The sequence below is a fragment of the Dysgonomonas sp. Marseille-Q5470 genome, assembly GCF_951230145.1.
Lineage (GTDB): Bacteria > Bacteroidota > Bacteroidia > Bacteroidales > Dysgonomonadaceae > Dysgonomonas.
In genome coordinates this window covers 725,184-748,362 of record NZ_CATNVE010000001.1, presented here as the reverse complement: position 1 = coordinate 748,362, position 23,179 = coordinate 725,184, and the positions used below count along the sequence as shown (strand labels likewise).

24 protein-coding genes are annotated in these 23,179 nt (G+C 37.9%); 3 read left to right on the top strand and 21 right to left on the bottom strand.

Annotated elements, in window-relative coordinates:
- Window position 1: 1 nt before the first annotated feature.
- From QOX35_RS03165 to mutY, 21 genes are all read right to left on the bottom strand, one after another.
- Window positions 2–1,492 carry a glycosyltransferase family 39 protein gene (locus tag QOX35_RS03165; protein ID WP_283685752.1) on the bottom strand — a complete coding sequence of 497 codons (1,491 nt, stop codon included), beginning with the start codon at window positions 1,490–1,492 and terminating at the stop codon, window positions 2–4.
- Window positions 1,493–1,499: 7 nt separating this feature from the next.
- The gene (gldD, locus tag QOX35_RS03160) at window positions 1,500–2,063 is read right to left on the bottom strand and encodes a gliding motility lipoprotein GldD (RefSeq protein WP_283685751.1); all 564 of its coding nucleotides are present in this window, start codon (window positions 2,061–2,063) and stop codon (window positions 1,500–1,502) included.
- A gap of 129 nt (window positions 2,064–2,192) precedes the next feature.
- On the bottom strand, window positions 2,193–2,657 hold the full coding sequence (locus QOX35_RS03155) for a single-stranded DNA-binding protein (protein WP_283685750.1): 465 nt from the start codon (window positions 2,655–2,657) through the stop codon (window positions 2,193–2,195).
- Window positions 2,658–2,722: 65 nt separating this feature from the next.
- On the bottom strand, window positions 2,723–3,238 hold the full coding sequence (locus QOX35_RS03150) for a mechanosensitive ion channel family protein (RefSeq protein ID WP_135106856.1): 516 nt from the start codon (window positions 3,236–3,238) through the stop codon (window positions 2,723–2,725).
- Window positions 3,239–3,340: 102 nt separating this feature from the next.
- On the bottom strand, window positions 3,341–4,162 hold the full coding sequence (locus tag QOX35_RS03145; RefSeq protein ID WP_283685749.1) for a hypothetical protein: 822 nt from the start codon (window positions 4,160–4,162) through the stop codon (window positions 3,341–3,343).
- A gap of 25 nt (window positions 4,163–4,187) precedes the next feature.
- On the bottom strand, window positions 4,188–5,450 hold the full coding sequence (locus QOX35_RS03140) for a porin family protein (RefSeq protein WP_283685748.1): 1,263 nt from the start codon (window positions 5,448–5,450) through the stop codon (window positions 4,188–4,190).
- A 2-nt stretch (window positions 5,451–5,452) separates the two neighbouring features.
- Entirely contained in the window at window positions 5,453–6,001 is a 549-nt protein-coding gene (locus QOX35_RS03135) for an RNA polymerase sigma factor (RefSeq protein WP_006841397.1), read from the bottom strand.
- Window positions 6,002–6,119: 118 nt separating this feature from the next.
- A complete protein-coding gene (locus QOX35_RS03130) occupies window positions 6,120–6,539 on the bottom strand; it encodes an ExbD/TolR family protein (RefSeq protein ID WP_135106850.1) in 420 nt (139 codons plus the stop codon).
- 31 nt (window positions 6,540–6,570) lie between these two features.
- Window positions 6,571–7,278: a MotA/TolQ/ExbB proton channel family protein gene (locus QOX35_RS03125; RefSeq protein ID WP_135106848.1), complete on the bottom strand. Its 708-nt coding sequence runs from the start codon at window positions 7,276–7,278 to the stop codon at window positions 6,571–6,573.
- A gap of 89 nt (window positions 7,279–7,367) precedes the next feature.
- Window positions 7,368–8,792 (bottom strand): NADH-quinone oxidoreductase subunit N, encoded by a 1,425-nt coding sequence (locus tag QOX35_RS03120; protein WP_135106847.1) that lies wholly within the window; start codon window positions 8,790–8,792, stop codon window positions 7,368–7,370.
- A gap of 41 nt (window positions 8,793–8,833) precedes the next feature.
- The gene (locus QOX35_RS03115; protein WP_283685747.1) at window positions 8,834–10,312 is read right to left on the bottom strand and encodes a complex I subunit 4 family protein; all 1,479 of its coding nucleotides are present in this window, start codon (window positions 10,310–10,312) and stop codon (window positions 8,834–8,836) included.
- Window positions 10,313–10,335: 23 nt separating this feature from the next.
- Window positions 10,336–12,273 (bottom strand): NADH-quinone oxidoreductase subunit L, encoded by a 1,938-nt coding sequence (gene nuoL / locus QOX35_RS03110; RefSeq protein WP_283685746.1) that lies wholly within the window; start codon window positions 12,271–12,273, stop codon window positions 10,336–10,338.
- A gap of 21 nt (window positions 12,274–12,294) precedes the next feature.
- Complete coding sequence (nuoK, locus tag QOX35_RS03105; RefSeq protein WP_006841403.1) at window positions 12,295–12,639, bottom strand: NADH-quinone oxidoreductase subunit NuoK; 345 nt, start codon at window positions 12,637–12,639, stop codon at window positions 12,295–12,297.
- A 20-nt stretch (window positions 12,640–12,659) separates the two neighbouring features.
- A complete protein-coding gene (locus QOX35_RS03100) occupies window positions 12,660–13,163 on the bottom strand; it encodes an NADH-quinone oxidoreductase subunit J family protein (protein ID WP_135106841.1) in 504 nt (167 codons plus the stop codon).
- A gap of 24 nt (window positions 13,164–13,187) precedes the next feature.
- Window positions 13,188–13,769 (bottom strand): 4Fe-4S binding protein, encoded by a 582-nt coding sequence (locus QOX35_RS03095; protein ID WP_283685745.1) that lies wholly within the window; start codon window positions 13,767–13,769, stop codon window positions 13,188–13,190.
- A gap of 19 nt (window positions 13,770–13,788) precedes the next feature.
- A complete protein-coding gene (nuoH, locus tag QOX35_RS03090) occupies window positions 13,789–14,895 on the bottom strand; it encodes an NADH-quinone oxidoreductase subunit NuoH (RefSeq protein WP_252637258.1) in 1,107 nt (368 codons plus the stop codon).
- Between the two features lie 111 nt (window positions 14,896–15,006).
- Window positions 15,007–16,638 (bottom strand): NADH-quinone oxidoreductase subunit D, encoded by a 1,632-nt coding sequence (locus QOX35_RS03085; protein WP_283685744.1) that lies wholly within the window; start codon window positions 16,636–16,638, stop codon window positions 15,007–15,009.
- A gap of 58 nt (window positions 16,639–16,696) precedes the next feature.
- Window positions 16,697–17,281 (bottom strand): NADH-quinone oxidoreductase subunit B, encoded by a 585-nt coding sequence (locus QOX35_RS03080; RefSeq protein WP_135106833.1) that lies wholly within the window; start codon window positions 17,279–17,281, stop codon window positions 16,697–16,699.
- Window positions 17,272–17,625, bottom strand: coding sequence for an NADH-quinone oxidoreductase subunit A (locus QOX35_RS03075; protein WP_252637254.1), 354 nt, complete (start codon window positions 17,623–17,625; stop codon window positions 17,272–17,274). Before QOX35_RS03075 ends, QOX35_RS03080 begins: the two co-directional genes overlap by 10 nt.
- A 203-nt stretch (window positions 17,626–17,828) precedes the next feature.
- Window positions 17,829–18,755, bottom strand: coding sequence for a glycosyltransferase family 2 protein (locus tag QOX35_RS03070; RefSeq protein WP_135106831.1), 927 nt, complete (start codon window positions 18,753–18,755; stop codon window positions 17,829–17,831).
- Window positions 18,756–18,822: 67 nt separating this feature from the next.
- Entirely contained in the window at window positions 18,823–19,881 is a 1,059-nt protein-coding gene (gene mutY / locus QOX35_RS03065) for an A/G-specific adenine glycosylase (protein WP_283685743.1), read from the bottom strand.
- 158 nt (window positions 19,882–20,039) lie between these two features.
- Between mutY and QOX35_RS03060 the strand changes: the two genes are divergently transcribed.
- The 3 genes from QOX35_RS03060 to QOX35_RS03050 all read left to right on the top strand — a co-directional run bounded on the left by QOX35_RS03060 (window position 20,040) and on the right by QOX35_RS03050 (window position 23,172).
- Window positions 20,040–20,315, top strand: coding sequence for an HU family DNA-binding protein (locus QOX35_RS03060; protein WP_006841412.1), 276 nt, complete (start codon window positions 20,040–20,042; stop codon window positions 20,313–20,315).
- 307 nt (window positions 20,316–20,622) lie between these two features.
- A complete protein-coding gene (locus QOX35_RS03055; RefSeq protein WP_006841413.1) occupies window positions 20,623–22,197 on the top strand; it encodes an Rne/Rng family ribonuclease in 1,575 nt (524 codons plus the stop codon).
- Window positions 22,198–22,347: 150 nt separating this feature from the next.
- Window positions 22,348–23,172 carry a patatin-like phospholipase family protein gene (locus QOX35_RS03050; protein WP_283685742.1) on the top strand — a complete coding sequence of 275 codons (825 nt, stop codon included), beginning with the start codon at window positions 22,348–22,350 and terminating at the stop codon, window positions 23,170–23,172.
- Window positions 23,173–23,179: the final 7 nt, after the last annotated feature.

Below are 23,179 nucleotides of genomic sequence, written 5' to 3'. Positions count from 1 at the left end.
TCTATCTCAATTTTAGCTTATAAAGATAAGAATCAAGAGCCTTTATGCTATCTGAAAAAATATAACGTTCTGATAACTGATGTTGATATTTCCTAAAGTCTGCACTAATTTTTTTAGGCTCATGGTGCACCAATATAAAATCGCAAAGAGGTATAGAATCTATTTTTTGAAAAACAAAAGGGCTGAAATCATTATCAACTGCTGTTTTTAAGATACAGAAATAATGATCGGGAACAATCAATTGTAACCGTGGCATTACGGAGTAAGATGAATCGGATGCGACAAGAATTTGCTTTTCTGCATCATTGGTAGTAAATAGACGAATCTTATGATATAAGGATTCTGTTTCATTGTAATATTTCACTCCTGAATATACCCGAACGCCTCCTACAAAAATCAATAACACAAAAAACACATTCGTCAACCGCCTATAAATCGGATACTCGCATGCCTTGTCAAAAACAAAGGCCAAGTTTAAAACAAAAAGCCCGAAAGAGCATGTCATATAACGGCTCGCCAATATTGGCACATATAATATTGAAATCAGAGCCGCTATCAAAATAGGAAAAAGAAATATCAAAAAATAAATGATCGCCAGATAAGTCTTTTCATCTCTGTTTTTAATCCCTGAGCGTAACACCTTAAGTGTTATTAGCAGTTGAATACCCATCACAATAATGAGCCCTATCATCATCTGTATTTTAGTAAAATCGGTAAATGGCCTCCAAACTTCTTTAGGAGAATAAAAATAATAGATGTGCAAGAACAGATCGTTTAATGTCAGCGGTTTTATCCAATACTCATTAGCTACATCCGAAAACTGCCATATCAGTTGTAAAAGCCAAGGAATATATAAAGCGGAGAATACTATTCCGCAGTATACCAAGCGTCTCCATTCCTTCTTTTTCTGTACTAAAAATACAAGCAGAAAAATATAAATGCCAACAACACTCAGCAGTCCATAGTTATGCAAATAAGCAGCACAAAGTCCGGTTATCAGAAACAGCCCCCAATTGCGGAAATGCCCCTTCAAGTATACTTTATAGCCACAAATAGCACAAGCCAATACAAAAAACATAGTCCATGAGTACATCCGGATATCTGTTGCCAAGTATTGCGTAACGGGGAACATGATGAGAAGGGAGATAAACATAAGTGCTACTCTGTCTCCAAACTGCTTTCTTATAGGAAAGTACCCCAGCAAGAATGTAGCAAATATGCCCAACACGGAAAAGAGCCTTAATGAAAAGATTGTGTCTCCGAAGATCGCACTGAATGCTTTGAGTCCCCAGTAATAGAGAGGTGGATGAACATCTTTTGCGGTAATTTTTACGATATCGGAGTATGACGATTTCACCATAAAAACGGAGTATGCATCATCATAAGGTATACCCAAGTCGGCAAAGTCAAGGTAAGTAAAAAGGCTAATCCCTATCGCAAAAAGCAAGATATAAACAGAAGAAACTTTCCGGTTTTTATTTCTAATCCCCATTACCGTACTACCATTGCAGCGACTCCATGATGCGAACAATATCGTCACGCAAAAAAGCAACGACAGGAACGATTGAGTCTGATTTTACAGCATCGTTAAAATATAGCGCACCTCTCATAAATTTTGAAGAATTATTGGTCACGTAAAATTGGACAGGAGATGCAACAGAGCCTTTTATATCATATATCAAGCCTGATAAATGTTTTAGCGAATCAGAAAATTGAGTTTGTGATATGCTCTCCGCCCTCACCGCATGGCTATATGCCAATTGATGACTATCGTCAAGCATCTTAGGTAATTCTTTATTATTGGTTGGAATATAGGTACAATAAATTTTTGCTTTGTATGTCGGATAATAAATATTGAACCAAACCTCATTTTTTACTTCGGGATTCAAGTATTCTATTTTTGCGAGAGAGGAGTATAGAAAAGAGAAGCCGGAAGCTTGTAACCTAACAGTGTCAGCCGCCACCTTTTCTATACGAGCATATCCAATAGGCTTAGGGGTATATTCGCTACAGGAACTTAAAGTAAATGTAAAAACAAAAAAAAGAATACTTAATATTTTCATCGTAACAATACAAAGAACAGATTAATCAAACAGTGGTTACTATTTTACTTAATCTGTTCAGTTTTATATTTTATTCCATACTCTTCCTCTAAGGAAGCGTTATACATAACTTTCAGTATCTAATCTAAATCAGAATGGCAGGTCATCCTCCTCTCCCATCATCGGAGGGGCTTGATATGCTGTATTCTCTGTCGGTGTGTTATCCGAACCATACCCCGTAGGTGAACCATAGCCGGCAGGAGAGTCTCCGCCTTCACGTTTACGACTTCCCAATAGTTCAAGATTGTCTGCATATATCTCATTAACGTAACGCTTCACTCCATTGGCATCATCGTAAGTACGCGAACGAATTTTCCCTTCAACATATACCTGAGTCCCTTTTCTCACAAATTGCTCTGCGACTTTAGCCAAGCCACGCCAGCAGACAATATTATGCCACTCTGTACGGTCAGGTATTTGAGTTCCGTTTGCAGCTGTGTAGCCTCTTTCGGTAGTAGCCAACGTAAAGTTAGCAACAACGCTTCCGTTATCAAAATATTTTACATCGGGGTCTTTCCCTACATTTCCTACCAGTATTACTTTATTTATCGACATATCTTGAAATATTTTTTAACTATAGATACACAAATATAGAAAAAAAATCGCTTGTTGTTATTTCATTATTCTTCTTTCGGTTTGCCAACCGATACTATTTTTTGAAGAAATAAAGAATTAGGTATTATAATCTGTTCTCCATCCATTGTTCTGAGGTATGTATGAAAAGTAAGCACATTTTCTATTGTAGCCTCTATCGGCGTATCCTTATCAAGAATATGTATTTTGTCCCCTATTCTGAACGGCATCGAAAAGAAAATTATAATACCGGCCGTAATATTGCTAAGGATAGACCATTGCGCAAACAAAGCAACCCCAATAACAGCAAATATAGAAGAAACTGCAACCAACATATTCTGAGGTTGTACTCCCCATATAATTGCAAGCGCAACAACACAAACAAAATTAATCAGTATATTGATTACCTGTATTATTTGAAATATTCGGGCTTCAGCCTTTAAGGTTAGTTGCCCATATTTTATTATTATCTTTCTTGATACATATTTAGATAGTGGCGTTAGTAATATAATAAAAACTGACGCTATAATCTGAGGTAAATACTCCTCTACAACTTCAATCATTCCTTATCGTCTTTTTTAATATTAATATAAAACTTATTTATAACAAAAAAGCACAACTTTTGATTGTTGTGCCTTCTCATATATTTCATCATATACTATTTATCAAGATGCTGACTCAAAGTATAGGAGATATTTGGCCGATGAGTCGGTGTTCCAATTCCCATCTAATGTTTCTTTTACAACATCCTGACCATTTTCTGTAACGGTCTTGTTATAACGGAATTTTATAGGGATAGCAACGCTTTTTTCATTATTGAAGCTGAATTTTCCACTCTGATATTGGAAATACGATCTTAATTGCGTCATTTTCGCTACATATAATACAGCTCTACTACCTAGAGCTCCATTACCTTCAAGTCTTTTTCCAAATCTAACATCGATAATTATCTTATTATTCCCTATTTCTTGAACTACACCATTGACTTCTTCTTTTTGATTAGAAGGGTCATAATAAAAATACATATCTGCAACAGTTCCTTCTTTCAATTGTGCCTGAGCTCCAAAAACCCATCCGTCTCCAAAAAAATCTTTTATCGGATAAGGAAATGGAGATGTGAATGTCGTTGGGTTAAAGTCATCTACTCTATCCGGAGCTTTAACGGCTACACTGGTTTGTTCTATTCTAACCAAGGGTTGGCCATAATCGGTTCCTTGATAAACCCCATTACCCAATGATTGAGAAGTATTTATAGAATAACCCATAGTGTAGTACTGTCCTTCTATAGTATTCGAGGCGTTTACCTGATCTGTAACGATCCATGTTCTGTAACTTGCTACAGCGGCTACTTTCATGCTGTTCTTGGTGGTTACAAAAACATAGTCATTGTTAATATTTATCTTATTATCGCTGTCTCCAAGGCAAGAAGAAAATAAAAGCCCTACAGCAAATACCCCACAGATCAATTTTAGTATTGATGTTTTCATGTTTTAAATTAATTATTCGTAAATATTAAAAATCGAACTTAATACCCAGATTAAAATCCAATTGAATTTTTCGATCTGAGTATATTGTGGAGTACTTATTTCCGGCATCAAAATAATAAGCACCTCCAATCGTTCCGTAAAGATACAATTTTTTATAAATAGGATATGCACCTCCTATCCCTACATTTGCAGAAAATTGAGGATTAGCCTGTTTTATTGATTCTTTCATATAGTATGGCTCTGAATAATAGAGATCTCGAGGGAGCCCCATAACAATAAGGGTAGATTCTGTATACGCTATCTTACTTTCATATTGTCCCTTAATATCTTTTTGCACCATTCCTCCGGCAGAGAAATAAAACTTAGCCTTACCCAATTCATAGAATTTATAATTCAACGTTAATGGTACCCCCAAATAATGGAAGTATTGATTTTCTCGAATATTAAAGGCACTATTTGACGTTATCTTAGAAGAAAGATAAGTGTAAACAATACCTGTTTCTAAAGATAAATTAGGAGTAATGCTTTTAGAAACCTTCAATCCGAATGAAATCGGCAAGCTATGTTGCAACTTAAATTCTTTATTTTCTTTAGCAAGGGCATCATTGAAAGATCTGCCTCTGGTAGGATAAGAGAATAATAAACGTCCACCACTTTGACTGATATCTTGCCCAAATAAAGCTGAATTAGTAGACAACCCTACAGAAAGACCTGAACCCGATTTCTTTTTCGGCAAGAGTTGCACCGCCCTATGATCATCACTACTGCGTAAGGATTTCTCTTTTACTTCATCTTTCTTTTCCGGTTTAATCGATTCTTTCTCCGGATCTTGTGAAGGAGTTGAAACCTGCACATCAACAACCGCTTTCTTCTCCTGCAGCTCGGCTCTTGCTATAATAGGTCTTATCGCAGGTCGTGGAGAAATCACGAATGTTGTATCATCAAGCTTGATTGTATCCTGAATAGCTTCTTCTATTGTAGCTACTTTTGGTTCTTCGGGTACAACCAAATTACTACCTTTCGGAATAAGTAATACACCGGTAACAACTGCCGCAGCAACACCTATTGTTATCAATACAGTCTTTATTAGAGATACCTTAGAGGCTGTTGCAACAGAAGAACCCGAAGAAGAAGAGGTGGAGCTAGACGCAGAAGATGGGTCAGCAGGTGCTGCCTGCTGAGACAAAAGTTGATCTAACCCACCCCATAGGGATGCAGGCACTTCCGGCTCAAAGTCTTTCAACTTTGAGGAGAATAGATCCTTTATTTTGTCTTTATCTTCTATCATCTTTACACTCTCTCGTTTACATATTTTTTTACCCTATCCTGCAATATTTGCCTGGCCCTCACATACTGTGAGCGAGAAGTTCCTTCACTTATACCAAGCATATCAGCAATTTCTTTATGGGAGTAATCTTCTATAGCATACAAATTAAAAACAGTAGAGTAACCTTTCGGTAATTCTTGTACCATTTTCAATAGTTCCGTTTCTGATATCCTGTACATCTGATCGTCTTCTGTTGATTCATCAACGACCTCCGGGAGATTTTGGATATCCTCAGAAGAATGAAATATTGACTTTTTCTTTCTTAAGTTTTCTAAAGCAAGGTTTATAAATACGCGTTTCATCCATCCTTCAAAAGAACCTCTTTCCTGATATGAACCGATATTTGAAAAAACTTTCATGAAGCCATCCTGTAAAAGATCCTGCGCAGCATCCTGATCCGAACTATAACGGAGACATATGCTATACATCTTACGAGCGTAAGTTTCGTAGAGCATTTTTTGTGCGTCCCGCTTTTGTTCTTTACAGCCTGCTATCATTTGCAGTTCATTCATATTGGCTAAGCCTCACCTTAAAGATGCATTTTTTGTGGAAGTGTTGCATCTGTCAGTGATAAAAAAATTATATCACCTCTTTTTAAAACTTTATAATATAAAGATTATTGAGTATAAATCATTCAGGTTTTTGGGTGAAAAGAACCATCTTCACCTGAAGTTTATTTCCTATATCTATAACATCTACAACATCCTGTAAGCTCAACGACTTATCAGCTTGTAGCAAAACGTTCATTTCTACATTTGGGTTATCAGCCTTCTCCTTTGCCAGGACAGCACCCAATGCAGACTCTAATTCACTTTTTTGTAGTTCTTTGTCATCAATGTAATATCGTAAATCTTTTGTTATGATTACGTTTATATTTTTCTTTGTCACTACCTTTTCCGAGGTTGCGGCATTGGGAAGTAGCACTCTGATGGCAGCTGGTGTCACCATCGTGGATATAATAAGAAAGAATAATAATAAAAAGAACATTATATCATTCAATGATGCAGTATATACCTCGGCTGTTCTTGTTTTTCTTCGTTCTATCTTCATTTTAATTCAATGTCTTTACTCAAAACAAATATTATGCTACTATTGTTCCCTTCTTAGATGCACGTATAGCTTTAAGTACTTCGTTCGAGTCTTTGTCTATGTTTACAACTACTTTATCAATACGTCCATTGAGTATGTAGTAACCTGAATATGCAACAATACCTACTAACAAACCGGCTGCCGAACATATCATTTTCTGATACAATCCGGTAGAAATAGTATCGATAGCGAGATCATTTGTACGTGCAATATCATAAAATATCTTTATAACTCCAAATATTGTTCCTAAAAATCCAAGCATAGGTGCAATAGAAGCGGTAATTCCAAGCCAGTTCATTTGGTTTTCAAGGATATTTACCTGTTGGCGTGCTTCAACCTCCATTGCTTCTTCTATCTCTTTTTCACTCAATTCAAATTCTTTCAATCCGGCAGCAATAACTTTCGCCGAAGCATAAGGACGTTCTATACAAAATTTCAAAGCCTTATCGATTTTCCCTTCATTCACCAACTCGATAACGCGAGACAGCCAAATAGAGTCTTTCTTTCCCAGACGACTTATTACAAGCCACTTGTTTATAATAACATAAATGGAGAGTAACGACAGAAGAAATATAGGTAAAAGTACCCATCCCCCTTTCAGTACAAGACTAAAATATGTTTCTTCAGGTGCAGTCTGTGCAGCTTGATCTGCCATTTCGATCACTGGGTTTGCTGCTTGTAGTAAAATGAATAAATTCATATATATTGATTCCTTATTATTACATAAAATTCGACAGAAGTCCCAAAGATAAGGCCTTCTGTCGAATTATTTTTATTCTTTAATATTCTTTAATATATACCAAAGCTAACGTGTGCTATATACTCATAGAAGTAACTTACTACACCTACGGCAAAAATACCGATCATTGATATTACTAAAGAAGCTTTCATATACTTATCTGTATCTAGCGATTCGATAGGAGAATCTGCCTTTTTTATAAACATTGCTTTCACTACCAACAGATAATAGAACAGTGATATAACAGTGTTGAGGAACGCTAAGAAAACCAACAAAGTGTGTCCTTGTTCCATAGCTGCCATAAAGACAAACAGCTTACTGAAAAATCCTGCGGCAAATGGAATTCCTCCAAGAGAGAACATGGCGATCATCATTGCCAACGCTAATTTCGGATTTGAATAATACAATCCGTTATAGTCGTCCATATTCACTTTACCTGTTTTATCTTCCACTGCTGAGATAACGCCAAAGGCTGCAAGATTGGAAAAGATATAAACAAATACATAAAATATAGTTGCTGCCATACCTGCCGATGTTCCGGTAAATACACTCAGCATAATATATCCTGCCTGCGAAATAGATGAGAAGGCAAGGAAGCGTTTCATATTTTTCTGACGAAGAGCAAACAAGTTACCAACAGTAATAGTAACAAGGATTACAATCCAGATTATATTTTGCCATACATCTTGCAATGCAGGGAATACCTTAAACAAGATAGTCATAAGAGCAAATACAGCCGCTCCTTTCGATATGGTAGATAAATACAAAGTCACATTAGTAGGTGCTCCCTGATATGTGTCCGGTGCCCAAAGATGGAAAGGAACCAAAGATATCTTGAAGAACAATCCACTCATAACAAACACCATTGCCATAACCACAAGTGGTGTAGAATAGATATTTGCAGCTATATCTGTATAATAAAGAGTTCCGCAAGCTCCGTATAGGAAAGACAATCCGAATGTCATGATTGCTGAAGAGAATATAGCATTAAAGATATATTTTGCTCCGGCTTCTGCCGATTCTTTTTTGTATTTATTAAAAGCAACTAAAGCTGCGATAGGTAAAGATGCTGTTTCGAGCCCGATATAGAATAACAAGAAGTTTCCTGAAGATATCATCAAGTACATCCCAATCAGAGTAAGGGTTGTGAGCATAAAAAACTCTCCCCGTTTCAATATCGAATCAGGCTTTTTAAGCCATGAGTTTGCTTGCAAGAAAATAAGGAAGACGCCTATATTAAGAATATTCTTTATCGTAAGATAAGCAGGGCCTGTAACATACATTCCGGCAAAAGAGCTTCCGTCGTCTTTGATAAAGAAACAAAAAACTGTATGTATAAGAAATATGCCACAAGCTACCGGAAAATAATATTTCTTAGCGTTGTCTGAAGCAAACAAATCATAACAAATAAGTAAGAGAAATACCACAATCAGTGATAGCTCATGCTTCATCAACAAATAATTACTTAAATCCATCTTTATATCTTAAAATTACAATGTTTACTATTTATCCTTACTTATTTTATATATGCCAAACTCGCACTGATAAGATCGGAAATCCAACTCGGAAACAATCCCATTCCGGCAACACAAACAATCAACCCCACTGTAGCTACTTTTTCATGCCATACTGCATCTGTCAGCTCCAAGTGGTGCGGATCTTGTACCGGTCCATATAAAATTTTGCCAACTACTTTCAATATATAAACTGCTGTCGCAACAATTGAAGATACGGCAACAATCGTGAAAATTCGATGGAACAGATCGCTATGCTGGAATGAACCTACAAAGATTGTCATCTCTGCTACGAATCCACTCAATCCCGGAAGTCCCAAAGAAGCCATACCGGCAATAACATAACACACACTAAGGAATGGCATAATTTTCATGAGCCCTCCCATCTGTCGAATATCACGTGTATGAGTACGTCCGTATATCATTCCTATCAGAGCGAAGAATAGGGCTGTCATCAATCCGTGTGAAAGCATCTGCATCACAGCTCCTGTCATTGCAGTCTGATTCATCATCAATATCGCAAACAATACCAGTCCGCAGTGACTCACCGAAGAGTATGCATTGATATATTTCAAGTCTGTTTGAGAAATAGCTCCCAATGCTCCGTAGATAACGCTTATACCTGTTAGGATAATGAATATCCATGAAAGTTCGTGAGCAGCTTCCGGCATCAGGCGCATTGCTATACGGAAACATCCGTATCCCCCCAGTTTCATCAATACTCCGGCATGAAGCATAGACACAGCCGTAGGCGCAGATGCGTGACCATCAGGCGACCATGTATGGAATGGGAAAAGAGCTCCCAACACACCAAAACCTAAGAACGTAAGTGGAAATATCCAATATTGAGCAGCAACAGGTATTGCATTGTTTGCAGCTACCTGCAGCATATTAAATGTATAATCTCCCGTTGTTGAAGAGTTGAAATAGATACCGAATATACCAACTGCAAGGAAAGCAGAGCCTCCCATCAGCATCAGGGTAAGTTTCATCGCCGAATATTCTTTTCGTCCTGTTCCCCATAGTCCGATAAGCAAATACATCGGAATCAAAGCAATCTCATAGAAGAAGAACATCGTGAACATATCCAATGAGATAAAGAATCCATATACCCCCACCGAAAGTAAGGTCAGCCACATAAAGAAATCTTTAGGCAGCGGATTCATATTCCATGATGCAAAAGTTCCGGTGAATATAATAACAGAGGTAAGCAAAAGCATCAAGACCGAAATACCATCAACACCGATAGCGTAATGGATATTCAACGCCGCAAACCAAACCTTATCATAAGTAAACAACATTTCGGCTGTGTTGCCGGCACTGCGTTCTGCATAGAACATAAAGAGTAAAGCAACAGCCAATACTATTTCAATGGCTGCACCGATTACCGCTACGGTACGGATTTGTTTAATGTTGCGGCATGGTATAAATGCTAACAACATCAAGACAGGTACAAGAACAAATAATGAAAGAATATTCATTGTTTTATATTTTAATCTATATCTTACTTACAAATAAAACATATCAGCCATCCGGCAAAACCCACAACCAAAATCAATGCTCCCAACAAGTATGCCAATGCGTACTGCTGAATATAGCCCGATTGTAGTCCTTTGATAGAACGGGCAGCAGCCTGAGTCACATATGCCAAAGAGTCCATAAAGGCATCTACAACATTACGGTCAAACCATGCAATAGGCTTAGATATACGCTTGAATATAATGCTACGGGTTACAAACAACCACAGTTCGTCGAAATAGAACTTATGCAAAGCCCATGTATACAACGTACTGACATTTGTTGCAATTTTATCCGGTATTTCATTTTTCTTATAGTATAGTTTAAATGCTATGCCCATTCCTATCAGTGAGATCACAACACTTGTTATAGCCACCTGCATATTAATGTGCGCATCGTATGGCATTCTGTCTGAAGTCACAAAATGGCTGAAAGGTACGTATCCGGCTCCGAATGCAAATATAGCTAGTATGATCAACGGGATAGCCATTGCAGGACCAGCCTCATGCGGTTCGTGATGATAGTGTTTCTTTTCGTAGAAGAATATACGAAGGAACAAGCGAGTCATATAGAATGCTGTAAGACCGGCAGCGAAAGATAGTATAAAGTATATAACCTTATTGTGTTCGTATGCCGCAGCTAATATTTCATCTTTACTATAAAATCCGGAGAAGAACGGAATACCAGCTATCGCAAATAAAGCTACAGCAAAGGCAATACCTGTAATTGGTAATTTTTTCCACAATCCTCCCATGTCGTCCATCTCGTTGCTATGAACTGCATGTATAATAGCACCCGCACACAAGAACAATAATGCTTTGAAGAATGCATGAGTAAACAAATGGAACATACCGGCCATATATCCTAAACCTTCGTGTCCTCCATATTCGGAAACCCCAAGAGAGGTTAACATAAATGCGATTTGAGATATAGTAGAGAATGCCAATACACGTTTTATGTCGGTCTGTGTACAAGCTACAATCGCTGCAAACAATGCGGTTATCGCACCTACATAACCAATAAAATGCAATATATCAGGCGCTCCGAACGCATACACAGGGAACAAACGAGCAACAAGGAACACGCCGGCTACAACCATCGTTGCGGCGTGGATCAATGCCGAAGCAGGTGTAGGACCTTCCATCGCATCCGGCAACCAAATGTGGAAAGGCATCATTGCTGATTTTCCGGCTCCACCCATAAATATAAGTAGCATCGCCCACGATATAATCGACAAGCCTAAGAATGATGAACCTTGCATGGTAGCAATAAACGGTGCACCCTGAGCTGTTATATCTGTAAAATCGAATGAGCCTGAGAAATATGATAGCAATAAAATTCCTACAAGAAAAAAGAAGTCGGCAAAACGAGTCACAATGAATGCCTTCTTCGATGCTGCTACTGCAGACGGTTTGATATAATAGAAACTGATAAGCAAGAAGGATGATACCCCCACAAGCTCCCAGAAAATATACATCTGAAAAATATTGGTTGCAACAACCAATCCTAACATGGCAAAACTAAACAGTGAAAGGAAGGCATAATAACGCTGAAAGCCTTTTTCTCCTTTCATATAACCTAAACTGTATACATGCACCATCAATGATACTGTAGTGATTACAACAAGCATCATTACCGAAATAGGGTCAAGATAAACACCCAAATCAATATGCAGTTTGTCGGTAAATGTAAGCCATCTCACCGCTGTATGAATCGCCTGATAGGCTCCGTCTACCTTACCCACAACAAAGAAATATTGATATGCCGTCAAGTAGGATAGTATTGTCATTACACTCAGAGAAGTTGTCCCCAGTATTCCGGCAACAACAGGTTTCATATATTTTCCACCCAGTCCGAGTATAAGAAACATAATAGCCGGCAAAGCAACTATCAGTATCGAATATGTAAAATCAAAATGTTCCATATTTTATTACTATTTCCCTGCTTAGTTTTTCATTTTAGTTATATTCTCATCCACATATATACTTTTCACATTACGGTATATATTGATGATAATAGCTATAGCAATAGCTGTTTCTGCCGCAGCAATACCTATTGCAAACAATGTGAAGAAGAATCCCTCAAGCTGTCCCGGATATAAATAGCGGTTAAACACCACAAAGTTTAGATCGGTAGCATTCAGCATCAACTCAACGGATATCAGTACCATCAACATATTTTTACGAGACAGGAAGCCATATACTCCTGCAAAAAACATGATGGTGCTCACAACCAGATATGCTTCGATTGGCACCGGCCCGGACAGAAAATTTGTTATAAACTCACCCATAACTTATATCTTTCTTTTTCTTATCTTTTTCTAGCAATCATGATTCCTCCAATGATACAAGCAAGGAGCAATATACTTATTGCTTCAAATGGTAGCAGATATTGATATTTGTCTGTTCCCATCATTCCCATACCTATATCCTGCATATTCAATTCTTTCTGCGTGATGTAGGTATAAAACTTGTTGACATTGTAAAATATAATGTGTCCGCAAATAGCCAAACCTGCCAACGCAGCTAAAGCAGAAATAAATATCCTGCCCGGCTTCTCGAACTTAACATCTACTCCCGGCTCGTGAGTAAGCAAAATAGCGAATATAAACAGTACCATCACCCCTCCGCCATATACAGCAATCTGCACAGCCATGAGAAAATGATAATCCAACAATAAATACAAGCCCGCAGTACCAAGAAGTACAAACAACAGGAATGTAGCCGAGCGAATAATCTTTTGTGTTGTTACTGCCATAATAGTAGAAAACACAATGATTGTTGCTAAAATGTAAAATATAATTTGTTCTGCCATAATCTATTGATTATCGTATATTGTTTATTCTTTGTCTTCTTTTACCTCTTGAACAGGTGTTGATGGAGCAGGAGCAGCACTGTCAACAGCAACTTCCACTTTAGCCACAGGCTTATCCACTACCGGTTTTGGCTCTTTCTTCTTTTCGCGAAGTTTAGATCCATCCCTATTCAATTGTTCTATCAGCTTGCTACGAGTAAACAGTGAGTTTTCGAACGTATTCGCAAACTTAATAGCATCAGACGGACAAGTAATCACACACAGGTTACAAAATGTACATAATCCTAGGTCGTATATATACTTGTCAAGAACTTTCTTTTTCTTGCCATCCTCTGTTTCTATCGATCTCGATATTACCTGTATTGTTCCATTGGGACAATTCATCTGGCAAATACCACAAGCAGTACAAGCATGCTCATTGTTTTCATCGTGAGGCATAGTCAACTCTCCACGAAAGCGATCGGGAATAACAAGGGTTGCCCTATTCTCAGGGTACTGCTCTGTGATCTTCTTAGTCCACAGCTCGCCCCATGTAATTCTCATCCCTGTGAGAAGAGATTTAATACCTCCAAATAATCCTGAAAAATATTCTGAAACTGAACTCATTTTCTTATACTATAATTTATTATTTCAGAGTCAAACCAAATACGACAAGAACTACCATCAATAAAATATTGAAGAGATTGATAGGTAGCAAATATTTCCATTCCAGATTCAACAACTGGTCGATACGCAAACGAGGGAATGTCCATCTTACCCACAAACTAAGGAAGATAAGAAATCCGGCTTTTCCGAAGAACCACAAGAATGATGGTATGTAATTCATAACCTCATTGAAGGCATCCCATCCTTGGATCTGAATAGGCATCCATCCGCCCAAAAATACAGTAGTGGCAATACCGGCTACGATAAACATGTTCAGATATTCTGCCAAATAGAAGAAACCGAACTGTAATCCCGAATATTCGGTGTGATATCCGGCTGTCAATTCCGATTCTGCTTCGGGTAAGTCGAATGGTCCACGGTTTGTTTCAGCATGTCCCGAAATCAGATAGATGATGAATGCTATAAGTGCCGGAACGTGACCTGCAATTATATTCCATTGATGAAGATATGTTTGTCCTTCTATTATTTTAGAAAAGCTCATTGTTCCCGACAACACGACCATGGTCATCAATGCAAAACCTGCCGACAATTCATAACTTATAAATTGCGCACCGCTTCGCATAGCACCGATCATCGAGTACTTGTTGTTACTAGACCATCCGGCCAGCAAAACCCCAATAATACCAAGCGAAGATACAGCCACAACATAAAATACTCCAATATTAAAATCTACAGCTTGTAATCCTTTACCGAAAGGCAATGCTCCGAATGTAAGCATAGATGCTATGATCATGAAGAAAGGTGCTGTAAAAAACAGGAATCTGTCCGACTGTCTTACATGGATAATTTCCTTGATAAGGATTTTTACCATATCGGCAACACTCTGAACTAATCCATATTTACCGACACGATTAGGACCCAAACGAGCCTGAAAGAAAGCTGTGATTTTACGTTCTACATATATCAGAATCAAGGCTAATACTGCGTATAAAGTCAGCAATGCAACGGCAACCAATACAAACTCTATAGCCAAGACCGCCCATGTAGGTAAATTCTTAGTCAGAAATACATCGAACTGGCTAAGCCAATATGATACTTCTACTACTTGAGAATCAAATAACAACATATATCTTCTTATATTGATGAAATAAATATTCAATTAATTAGTCGTCGGGTGTGACCTGGCAAAAGCAGTATAAACCGTGCTTATTCTATCGCTACCCTAAAACGCTCTTGATCAACGGTCAATATCCGGAATCACATAGTCCATAGATCCACCGATACCGATAAAGTCTGATATCTTCTCATCCGCACATATCAATGGCATAGCCGAAACAGCAGCCATAGAAGGGGAACGGAACTTGAGACGATAAGGAGTTTTATCTCCACGGCTTTCTATATATACTCCAAACTCTCCACGTCCGGCTTCTACTCGCTGATAATACTCACCTTCAGGTAGTTTTATTATCGCTTTTGTTTTTGCCAGATAGTCTCCGTCAGGTATATTATCGATCAGTTGTTCTATTATTTTTAAAGATTCTTCTATTTCGTCAAGGCGATTCAGATATCGGTCGAAAGAGTCTCCATTTTCGCGAATAACTTCATTAAATTCAACCTTATCGTACAACGCATAAGGTATATGCTTACGTATATCGCAAGAGAATCCCGAAGCACGTCCTGCAGGTCCGGTAACAGCATACGAAATGGCCTCTTCTTTCGACAGAAGTCCCAATCCTTTCATACGGCCTACTGCGATCACGTTTCCGGTGAATAGTTTATCATATTCAACCAAAGCCTTACGCATTACTGGTATAAATGCTTTTACATCCGACTGGAAATCAGGCTGTATATCAAACATCACACCACCAAGGACATTGTAGTTAATAATCAGACGACCTCCTGTGTTTTTCTCAAATATCTTAAGGATATCTTCCCTTTCGCGCATACCGTATATAAAGGCTGTGGTAGAACCTAAGTCCATACACATCGTACCCCATGCAACCAAGTGAGAATCAATACGATTCAACTCATCCATGATAGTACGTATATATTGAGCTCTTTCGGGAACTTCTATCTGAGCAGCCTTTTCTACACACATACACAATCCATGACGGTTTATATTGGCAGAAAGATAATCAAGGCGGTCTGTAAAGTGTAGTATTTGCGGATAAGTGAGTTTCTCACTGAGCTTCTCTATTCCGCGGTGGATGTAACCACTATGCACATCGATCTTTTTCACGATCTCACCTTCCAATGCTACACGAAAATGCATTACTCCGTGTGTGGATGGGTGCTGTGGTCCTATATTTATTATATAATCGTCTTTTTCGAAAATATCTACCCGCTCCTCTTTCAACTTACCATCGGGCATTTCTACAATACGTGGAGCAGTATCTATAATATCCTTACTTTCTATCGATACGGGATTCTTTACGGGACTCGCATCATAATCTTTTCTTAAAGGAAACCCAACCCAGTCTGAGTTGAGAAAGAAACGGCGCATATCAGGGTTGTTGATAAAGCGAATACCCAGCATGGCAAAAACTTCACGCTCATTATAGTGTGCAGTTTCCCAGATATCGGTAACCGTATACAATAATGGATTTACGCGATCTGCTGTTCCTGTTTTTACAGCTATTTCTTTCGACAAATCTGTTGAAGGACACAGCAAATAAGTTACCATCAGCATCTCTCCTTCATCAGTCCCTGTTAACATTGCCAAGTAATCGAAAGGCATTTCAGCATAGTTGCGAAGTGCTTTTACTAAATGACGTAGTTTATTAGGTTCTACAGTTACAGTTAAAGGTGTTTTATCTTCAATAACCGCTTCAGGTACAGCTTCGAGTATTACCTTCTTGATATTTTCCATTGTCTCTTTGTTTCTTAATCTTTTGAGGAAAAGTAAGGGGTCTCAGTTCTATATTATTCTATTTATCCCGTTTGATGTTCTTGTGTCCTTTACGGAACATAAAACGCTCTACTTTTATCTTACGTTGCAATTGCATCAAACCATAAAATAAAGCTTCCGGACGCGGAGGGCATCCCGGCACATATACATCTACAGGAATTATTTCATCAATACCCTTCACAACATGGTATGAATCTACAAATGGACCTCCCGAAATAGCGCAACTACCCATCGCAACTACATATTTTGGTTCTGCCATCTGATCATATACACGTTTCAAAAGCGGAGCCATCTTATGCACAATCGTACCGGCCACCACCATTGTATCGGCCTGACGCGGACTGTTGCGAGTTACCTCCATCCCAAAGCGTGCCAAATCGTAACGAGCTGCTGCCGAAGCCATAAACTCAATACCACAACAACTTGTAGCAAAAGCTAATGGCCACACTGAATTTGAGCGTCCCCAGTTGATCAGGTCATCGAGCTTACCTACTACAACAGGAACCCCACCTTCGTTGAGCTCTTTGACATAATCCTCAAGGTATTCATTGTCCTTAAACTCCTCGTTAGGAATACCTTTTATATATATTTTCTTTATTTCCATTTTAATGCTCCTTTCTTCCAGGCATAAGCTAAGCCCAGACCCAATATTATTACGAAAAACAATATACTAATCAGACCAGGTATTTCCAATTGCCTTACGACTGTAGCCCAAGGAAAAAGGAATATAGCCTCAACGTCGAACATTAAGTAAAGAATTGCATACAGGTAATAACCTACCTTAAACTGCATCCAGGAAGTTCCATGGGTAGGGATACCACATTCGTATGGTTCTCCTTTCTGAGGATTGAAAGATTTTGGTGATAACAGTAAGGCCATGCCTAATCCGGCACAAACGAGTGTGATTCCAGTTAAGAAAACTACTAAAAAAAGAGCGGAAGAACTCATATTTTTATATTAAAATTAAGACTTTTCTATCGATTGTCTTTAGTTTTTGATAATATTCATAGCGTTTTGCTACAGGCATGAGACACAGACTCGGTTAGAGCCCTCCTGACAATCGGCGCAAAATTAATCTTTTATTTCAGAAACGCAAAAAATAAAACGCCAAATTATGCAAATTTGGCAACTATAGATTGCAAAATAGCGAATTAAGCCCGCTCTCTTACAATATAAATAGGTCGTTTTTTTGCCTCCATATATGTTTTTGATAAATATTGCCCCAAAATACCAAGGCAAAACAACTGGATTCCTCCTATAAAGAAAATGATACACAAAGTAGATGCATAACCTTGCACCGGATCACCGAACAATATCTTTTTGAAGATAATAAAGCATATCATAATGAATGCTATTATACAAAAAAGGATACCAAAAACGGATGCAATAATCAACGGGCGGGTAGAGAATGCAATTATCCCCTCCAGAGAATACAAAAATAATCCGATAAATGACCACTTTGTTTCTCCGGCCACACGTTCCACATTCTCAAAGGCAATCCATTTTGTTTTGAATCCGACCCAACCGAAAATACCTTTCGAAAAACGGTTGTATTCGCCCATTTCCAATATAGAATCAACCATCTGCCGCGTCATAAGACGAAAATCACGAGCCCCGTCTACAACTTCAGTATCTGATATTTTATTTATTAGCTTATAGAACTGCTTGGCAAAAAACGAACGGATAGGCGGTTCCCCTTTTCGGTCTACCCGGCGGGTAGCCACACAGTCATAGTCTTCTGCTTTTAAGGTTTCATACATTTCCTTTATCAAGGACGGTGGATCTTGTAAGTCTGCATCAATTAACGATACATAATTTCCGGTAGCTGCTTGTAAGCCGGCATATATACCGGCTTCTTTACCGAAATTGCGGGAAAAAGACACAAAATGGACTCTTTCGTCCGACTCTCTTAGTTCTTTAATTACTGTTAAGGTTTTGTCCCTTGAGCCATCATTTATAAAAATAAATTCGAATTCCTGATCAGGCATTTCTTCCGCAAGTTTCACTACTTCTTTATACAAATACGGAAGGGCTTGTTCTTCATTGTAGCACGGGACAATCAATGATATTTTATCCATATCGCTCTATTATTTGATTACAAAGTTAATTTTTTTTCGATCTTACACAAGCCCTAGAATATATAAGTCACAACTGTTCCAGATATTTATGCACCAATCGCGAAACCGGATAATCGTCGATATCGGCTGCTGCGATCTTGAGATAATCTTTATCCAATCGAATTTCCGACACTTCTACTTTATAAAATATTGCATAAATAATTTGATGCGACAGAACATGTTTTATTTGCCTGATGTATTGAATCTTAACATTCGAAGTAGCCTCAAACAACGCCTTAAATTTTTCATCTTTTTGCAATTCTTCAACCGTCAGCTCTTTTTCGGTCTCCAGAAGAGGCAATTCGTATAAATTTTGCCAGATATCTTTATCGCTTCGTTTGCGCAAGTACATAGATTCGCCGTGTCGGACATCCAAATAATTAAAATAACGGTTTCGCACTTTTTGCTTACCCGCCTTTTTAGGATATTGTGCTACTTTGTTTTGAGCATACGCCAAACACATTGACGAAGCAGGACAAATATCACAACGAGGAGAAACAGGCACGCACTGCAATGCCCCAAATTCCATTATTGCCTGATTATGCAAGCCTGCATTAGTATCATCGAGCAACTCTTGAGCCAATTCTGCAAATACTTTTTTACCTTTGCCACTATCGATGGGTTCGTCAATAGCAAAAATACGTGACAGCACCCGATACACATTACCATCTACCACTGCATAAGGCTGGTTATAAGAAATGGAAACTACAGCTGCCGCAGTATAGTCGCCTACTCCCTTCAACTTCAATACATCTTTATGTTCGCGGGGGAAAACACCATTATAATCTTTCTCTATCGACTTCGCTGCCGCCTGAAGGTTTCGCGCCCTGCTATAATAACCAAGCCCCTGCCAAAGCTTCAATACTTCATCTTCGTCAGCCATTGCCAACATACCTACTTTCGGATATTTTTGTATAAACTTATTATAATAGGAGTAACCTTGATCTACACGTGTCTGCTGCAAGATAACCTCTGAAAGCCATATTGCATACGGATCGGACGTATTACGCCATGGCAAATCCCTCTTATTTGCATCATACCACCTTATTAATATAGAGCTTAATCTTAAATCTTTTTCCATATTCATTTTAGAACACATTAATATCCGCTCAAAACAAGCTATAGTTGAACGTTAATTTCTTTATCTAGGAGAAAAAATGATAATTATTTGTTTCAAAGGTAAATAAAAAGCTATATATTTGCAGTCCAAAAAATTAATTGTTTCGAATTTAAAAAGATAAGAAAATGACAAAAGCTGACATCGTTAACGAAATTGCGAAAAATACAGGAATAGACAAAGCCACTGTATTAAAAACAGTTGAATCATTCATGGATGTTGTAAAAGACTCATTAAGCAAGAATGAAAACGTTTATTTAAGAGGTTTCGGTAGTTTCATAGTGAAGACAAGAGCTCAAAAAACAGCTCGTAACATCTCTAAAAATACGACTATCATCATACCTGCTCACTCAATTCCGGCATTCAAACCTGCCAAGACATTCATAACTCAAGTGAGAAAGTAATTTCGCCTTTTTATTAAATTAATTTCTAAATATAAATAACATGCCAAGCGGAAAGAAAAGAAAAAGACATAAAATGTCTACGCACAAGCGCAAAAAAAGATTAAGAAAGAACAGACACAAAAAGAAAAAATAATCTGTAATTCTTTTATTTAATGAAATATACGAGAACAAACTTACAAATTGTTGAATTTCTAAGTTTGTTCTTTGTGTATTTAATGAAAAAGCTTCTTGATACATAAAGAAGTAAACTCTACTATCAGATTTAAATAGGGAATTTAAATCTTATTTTTAATTCTAAAACATAGTTATGAATAGCGAACTAATAGTCGATGTTCAGCCCAATGAAGTCTCAATAGCAGTCTTGGAAGACAAGAAACTTGTCGAACTGCAAAAAGAAGGAAGAGACGCTTCATACGCGGTAGGAAACATCTATGCCGGCAAAGTTAAAAAACTGATGCCCGGATTAAATGCTGCTTTTGTAGACATAGGATACAAAAAGGACGCTTTTCTTCACTATTTAGATCTAGGTGCTCAATTCAAATCCGTTGATAAGTTTTACAAACAGGCTTTAGCTGATAAGAAAAAGTTTCCTAACATCTCGAAGATGAAAATGGAAGCAGACATAGACAAAAATGGGTCTATCAGTGACGTTCTAAAACCAGGACAAGAAATACTGGTACAAATAGCCAAAGAACCTATATCAACAAAAGGCCCCCGCCTCACAGCCGAGCTTTCACTGGCCGGCCGTTTTTTAGTTGTCATTCCATTCAACGACAAAGTATCTGTCTCTCAAAAAATTAAATCGAAAGAGGAGCGTGCTCGTCTAAGACAACTTATACAAAGCATAAAACCAAAAAACTTCGGAGTAATAGTAAGAACCGTAGCTGAAGGAAAAAAGGTAGCCGATCTGGATACAGAACTGAAAACATTGGTAAAACGTTGGGAGGACAATCTTCCTAAGATTCAGAAAAATAAACTTCCAACCCTCGTTTTTGAAGAAACAGGCCGTATTGTGGCCTTACTGAGAGACATCTTCAATCCTACCTTTCAGGAAATCCATGTCAATGATTTAGATACCTGCAACCAGATTAAGGACTATATATCATTTATAGCACCCGACAAAAAAAACATTGTAAAAAGTTATGATGGCGGGTTACCTATCTTTGATAATTTCAATGTAACGAAACAAGTAAAAGCCTTGTTCGGAAAAACAGTTACATTCCGCAATGGCGCATACCTTATCTTGGAACATACCGAAGCCCTTCACGTTGTAGATGTGAACAGCGGCAACAGGTCGAAGAATCCTGAAGCAGGACAAGAGAATAATGCATGGGAAGTGAATTCCGCAGCAGCAGAAGAAATAGCACGTCAATTGAGATTACGAGACATGGGGGGAATCATCGTAATCGACTTCATAGATATGACGGAAGGTGAGCACAAAGCACAACTAATGGCCAAAATGCAGGAGCTGATGGCGAATGATCGAGCAAAGCATAATATACTCCCACTGAGCAAATTCGGGCTAATGCAGATCACACGTCAGCGTGTACGTCCAGAGATGGAGATATCAACCACCGAAGCATGTCCTACATGTTTTGGAAAAGGAGAAATAAGACCATCCATACTGTTTACAGATACCCTGCGCATGAAAATAAGCTATCTGGTAAAAGATCTAAAAGTAAAGAATTTCAAACTCTATATACATCCGTATGTAGCAGCATTTATCAATAAAGGATTTCCTTCATTAAAGTGGCAATGGAAATGGCGTTATGGCATGGGAGTAAAGATAATCCCAAACCAGAATCTGGCATTCCTGGAATATCATTTTATGGATGAAAATGGAGAAGAAATTGATATGAAACAAGATTTTGAAGTAAAGTAACAATTACTCAGAATATAAAAAAAGAGCTGTTTTTAACAATTAAAAACAGCTCTTTTTTTATTATTCACATACACCGTCGTAACTATTATTATACCTACAAATTAGCAAATAAGAAGAATATCCTTAAATTTGTATATTGATACAAAACGCATGAGTCCGGAAAAAAACATTTATCAACTAGGTCTCTCCCTTAGCGGAGGTGGTGCCAAAGGTTTTGCTCATTTAGGCGTATTGCAAGCACTAAATGAAATTGGTCTTTATCCTCAAATTATATCCGGAACCAGCGCAGGAGCTTTTGCCGGAGTATTATATGCGGATGGGTATACTCCCGAAGAAATACTATCATTCTTCAAAAAGAAGGTGTTCAGAGAGTTTGCTGAATTTACGATACCACATGGAGGCTTTTTCAAAAGCGATGGGTTTCGTTCATTTCTAAAAAAACATCTCCGAGCTAAAACCTTTGAGGATTTGAAAATACCCCTGCGAACTGTCGCTACTGATATAGAATATGGCGAAACAAAGGTATTTTCTACAGGAGCTTTAATACCGGCCGTTATAGCATCATGTTCGGTACCTATCATTTTCCGTCCTGTGGAAATCAACCAACATTATTATGTTGACGGAGGTTTATTTAAGAACTTCCCTGTTTCTACGATACGCAAAGATTGCGTTAAAATTATAGGAGTCAATGTTAGCCCCATTATAAAAGCAGAATTCAGGAGCTCCATTAAATATATCGCAGAAAGGTCTTTCCACTATATGTCCGGCTCCAACACCCTATTAGACCGAAACTTGTGTGACTACCTGATCGAGTCGACATCTTTGTCTCAGTATTCAATGTTTGATCTGGAACATGTTGAAGAAATATATCGGGCAGGATATAACCTAACGACAAAATTTTTTGAAGATAAAAAAGAAGCCTTAACAAAAGATTTTCCACATATCAACCTTACATGCATAACACATGCACAATAATAAAATT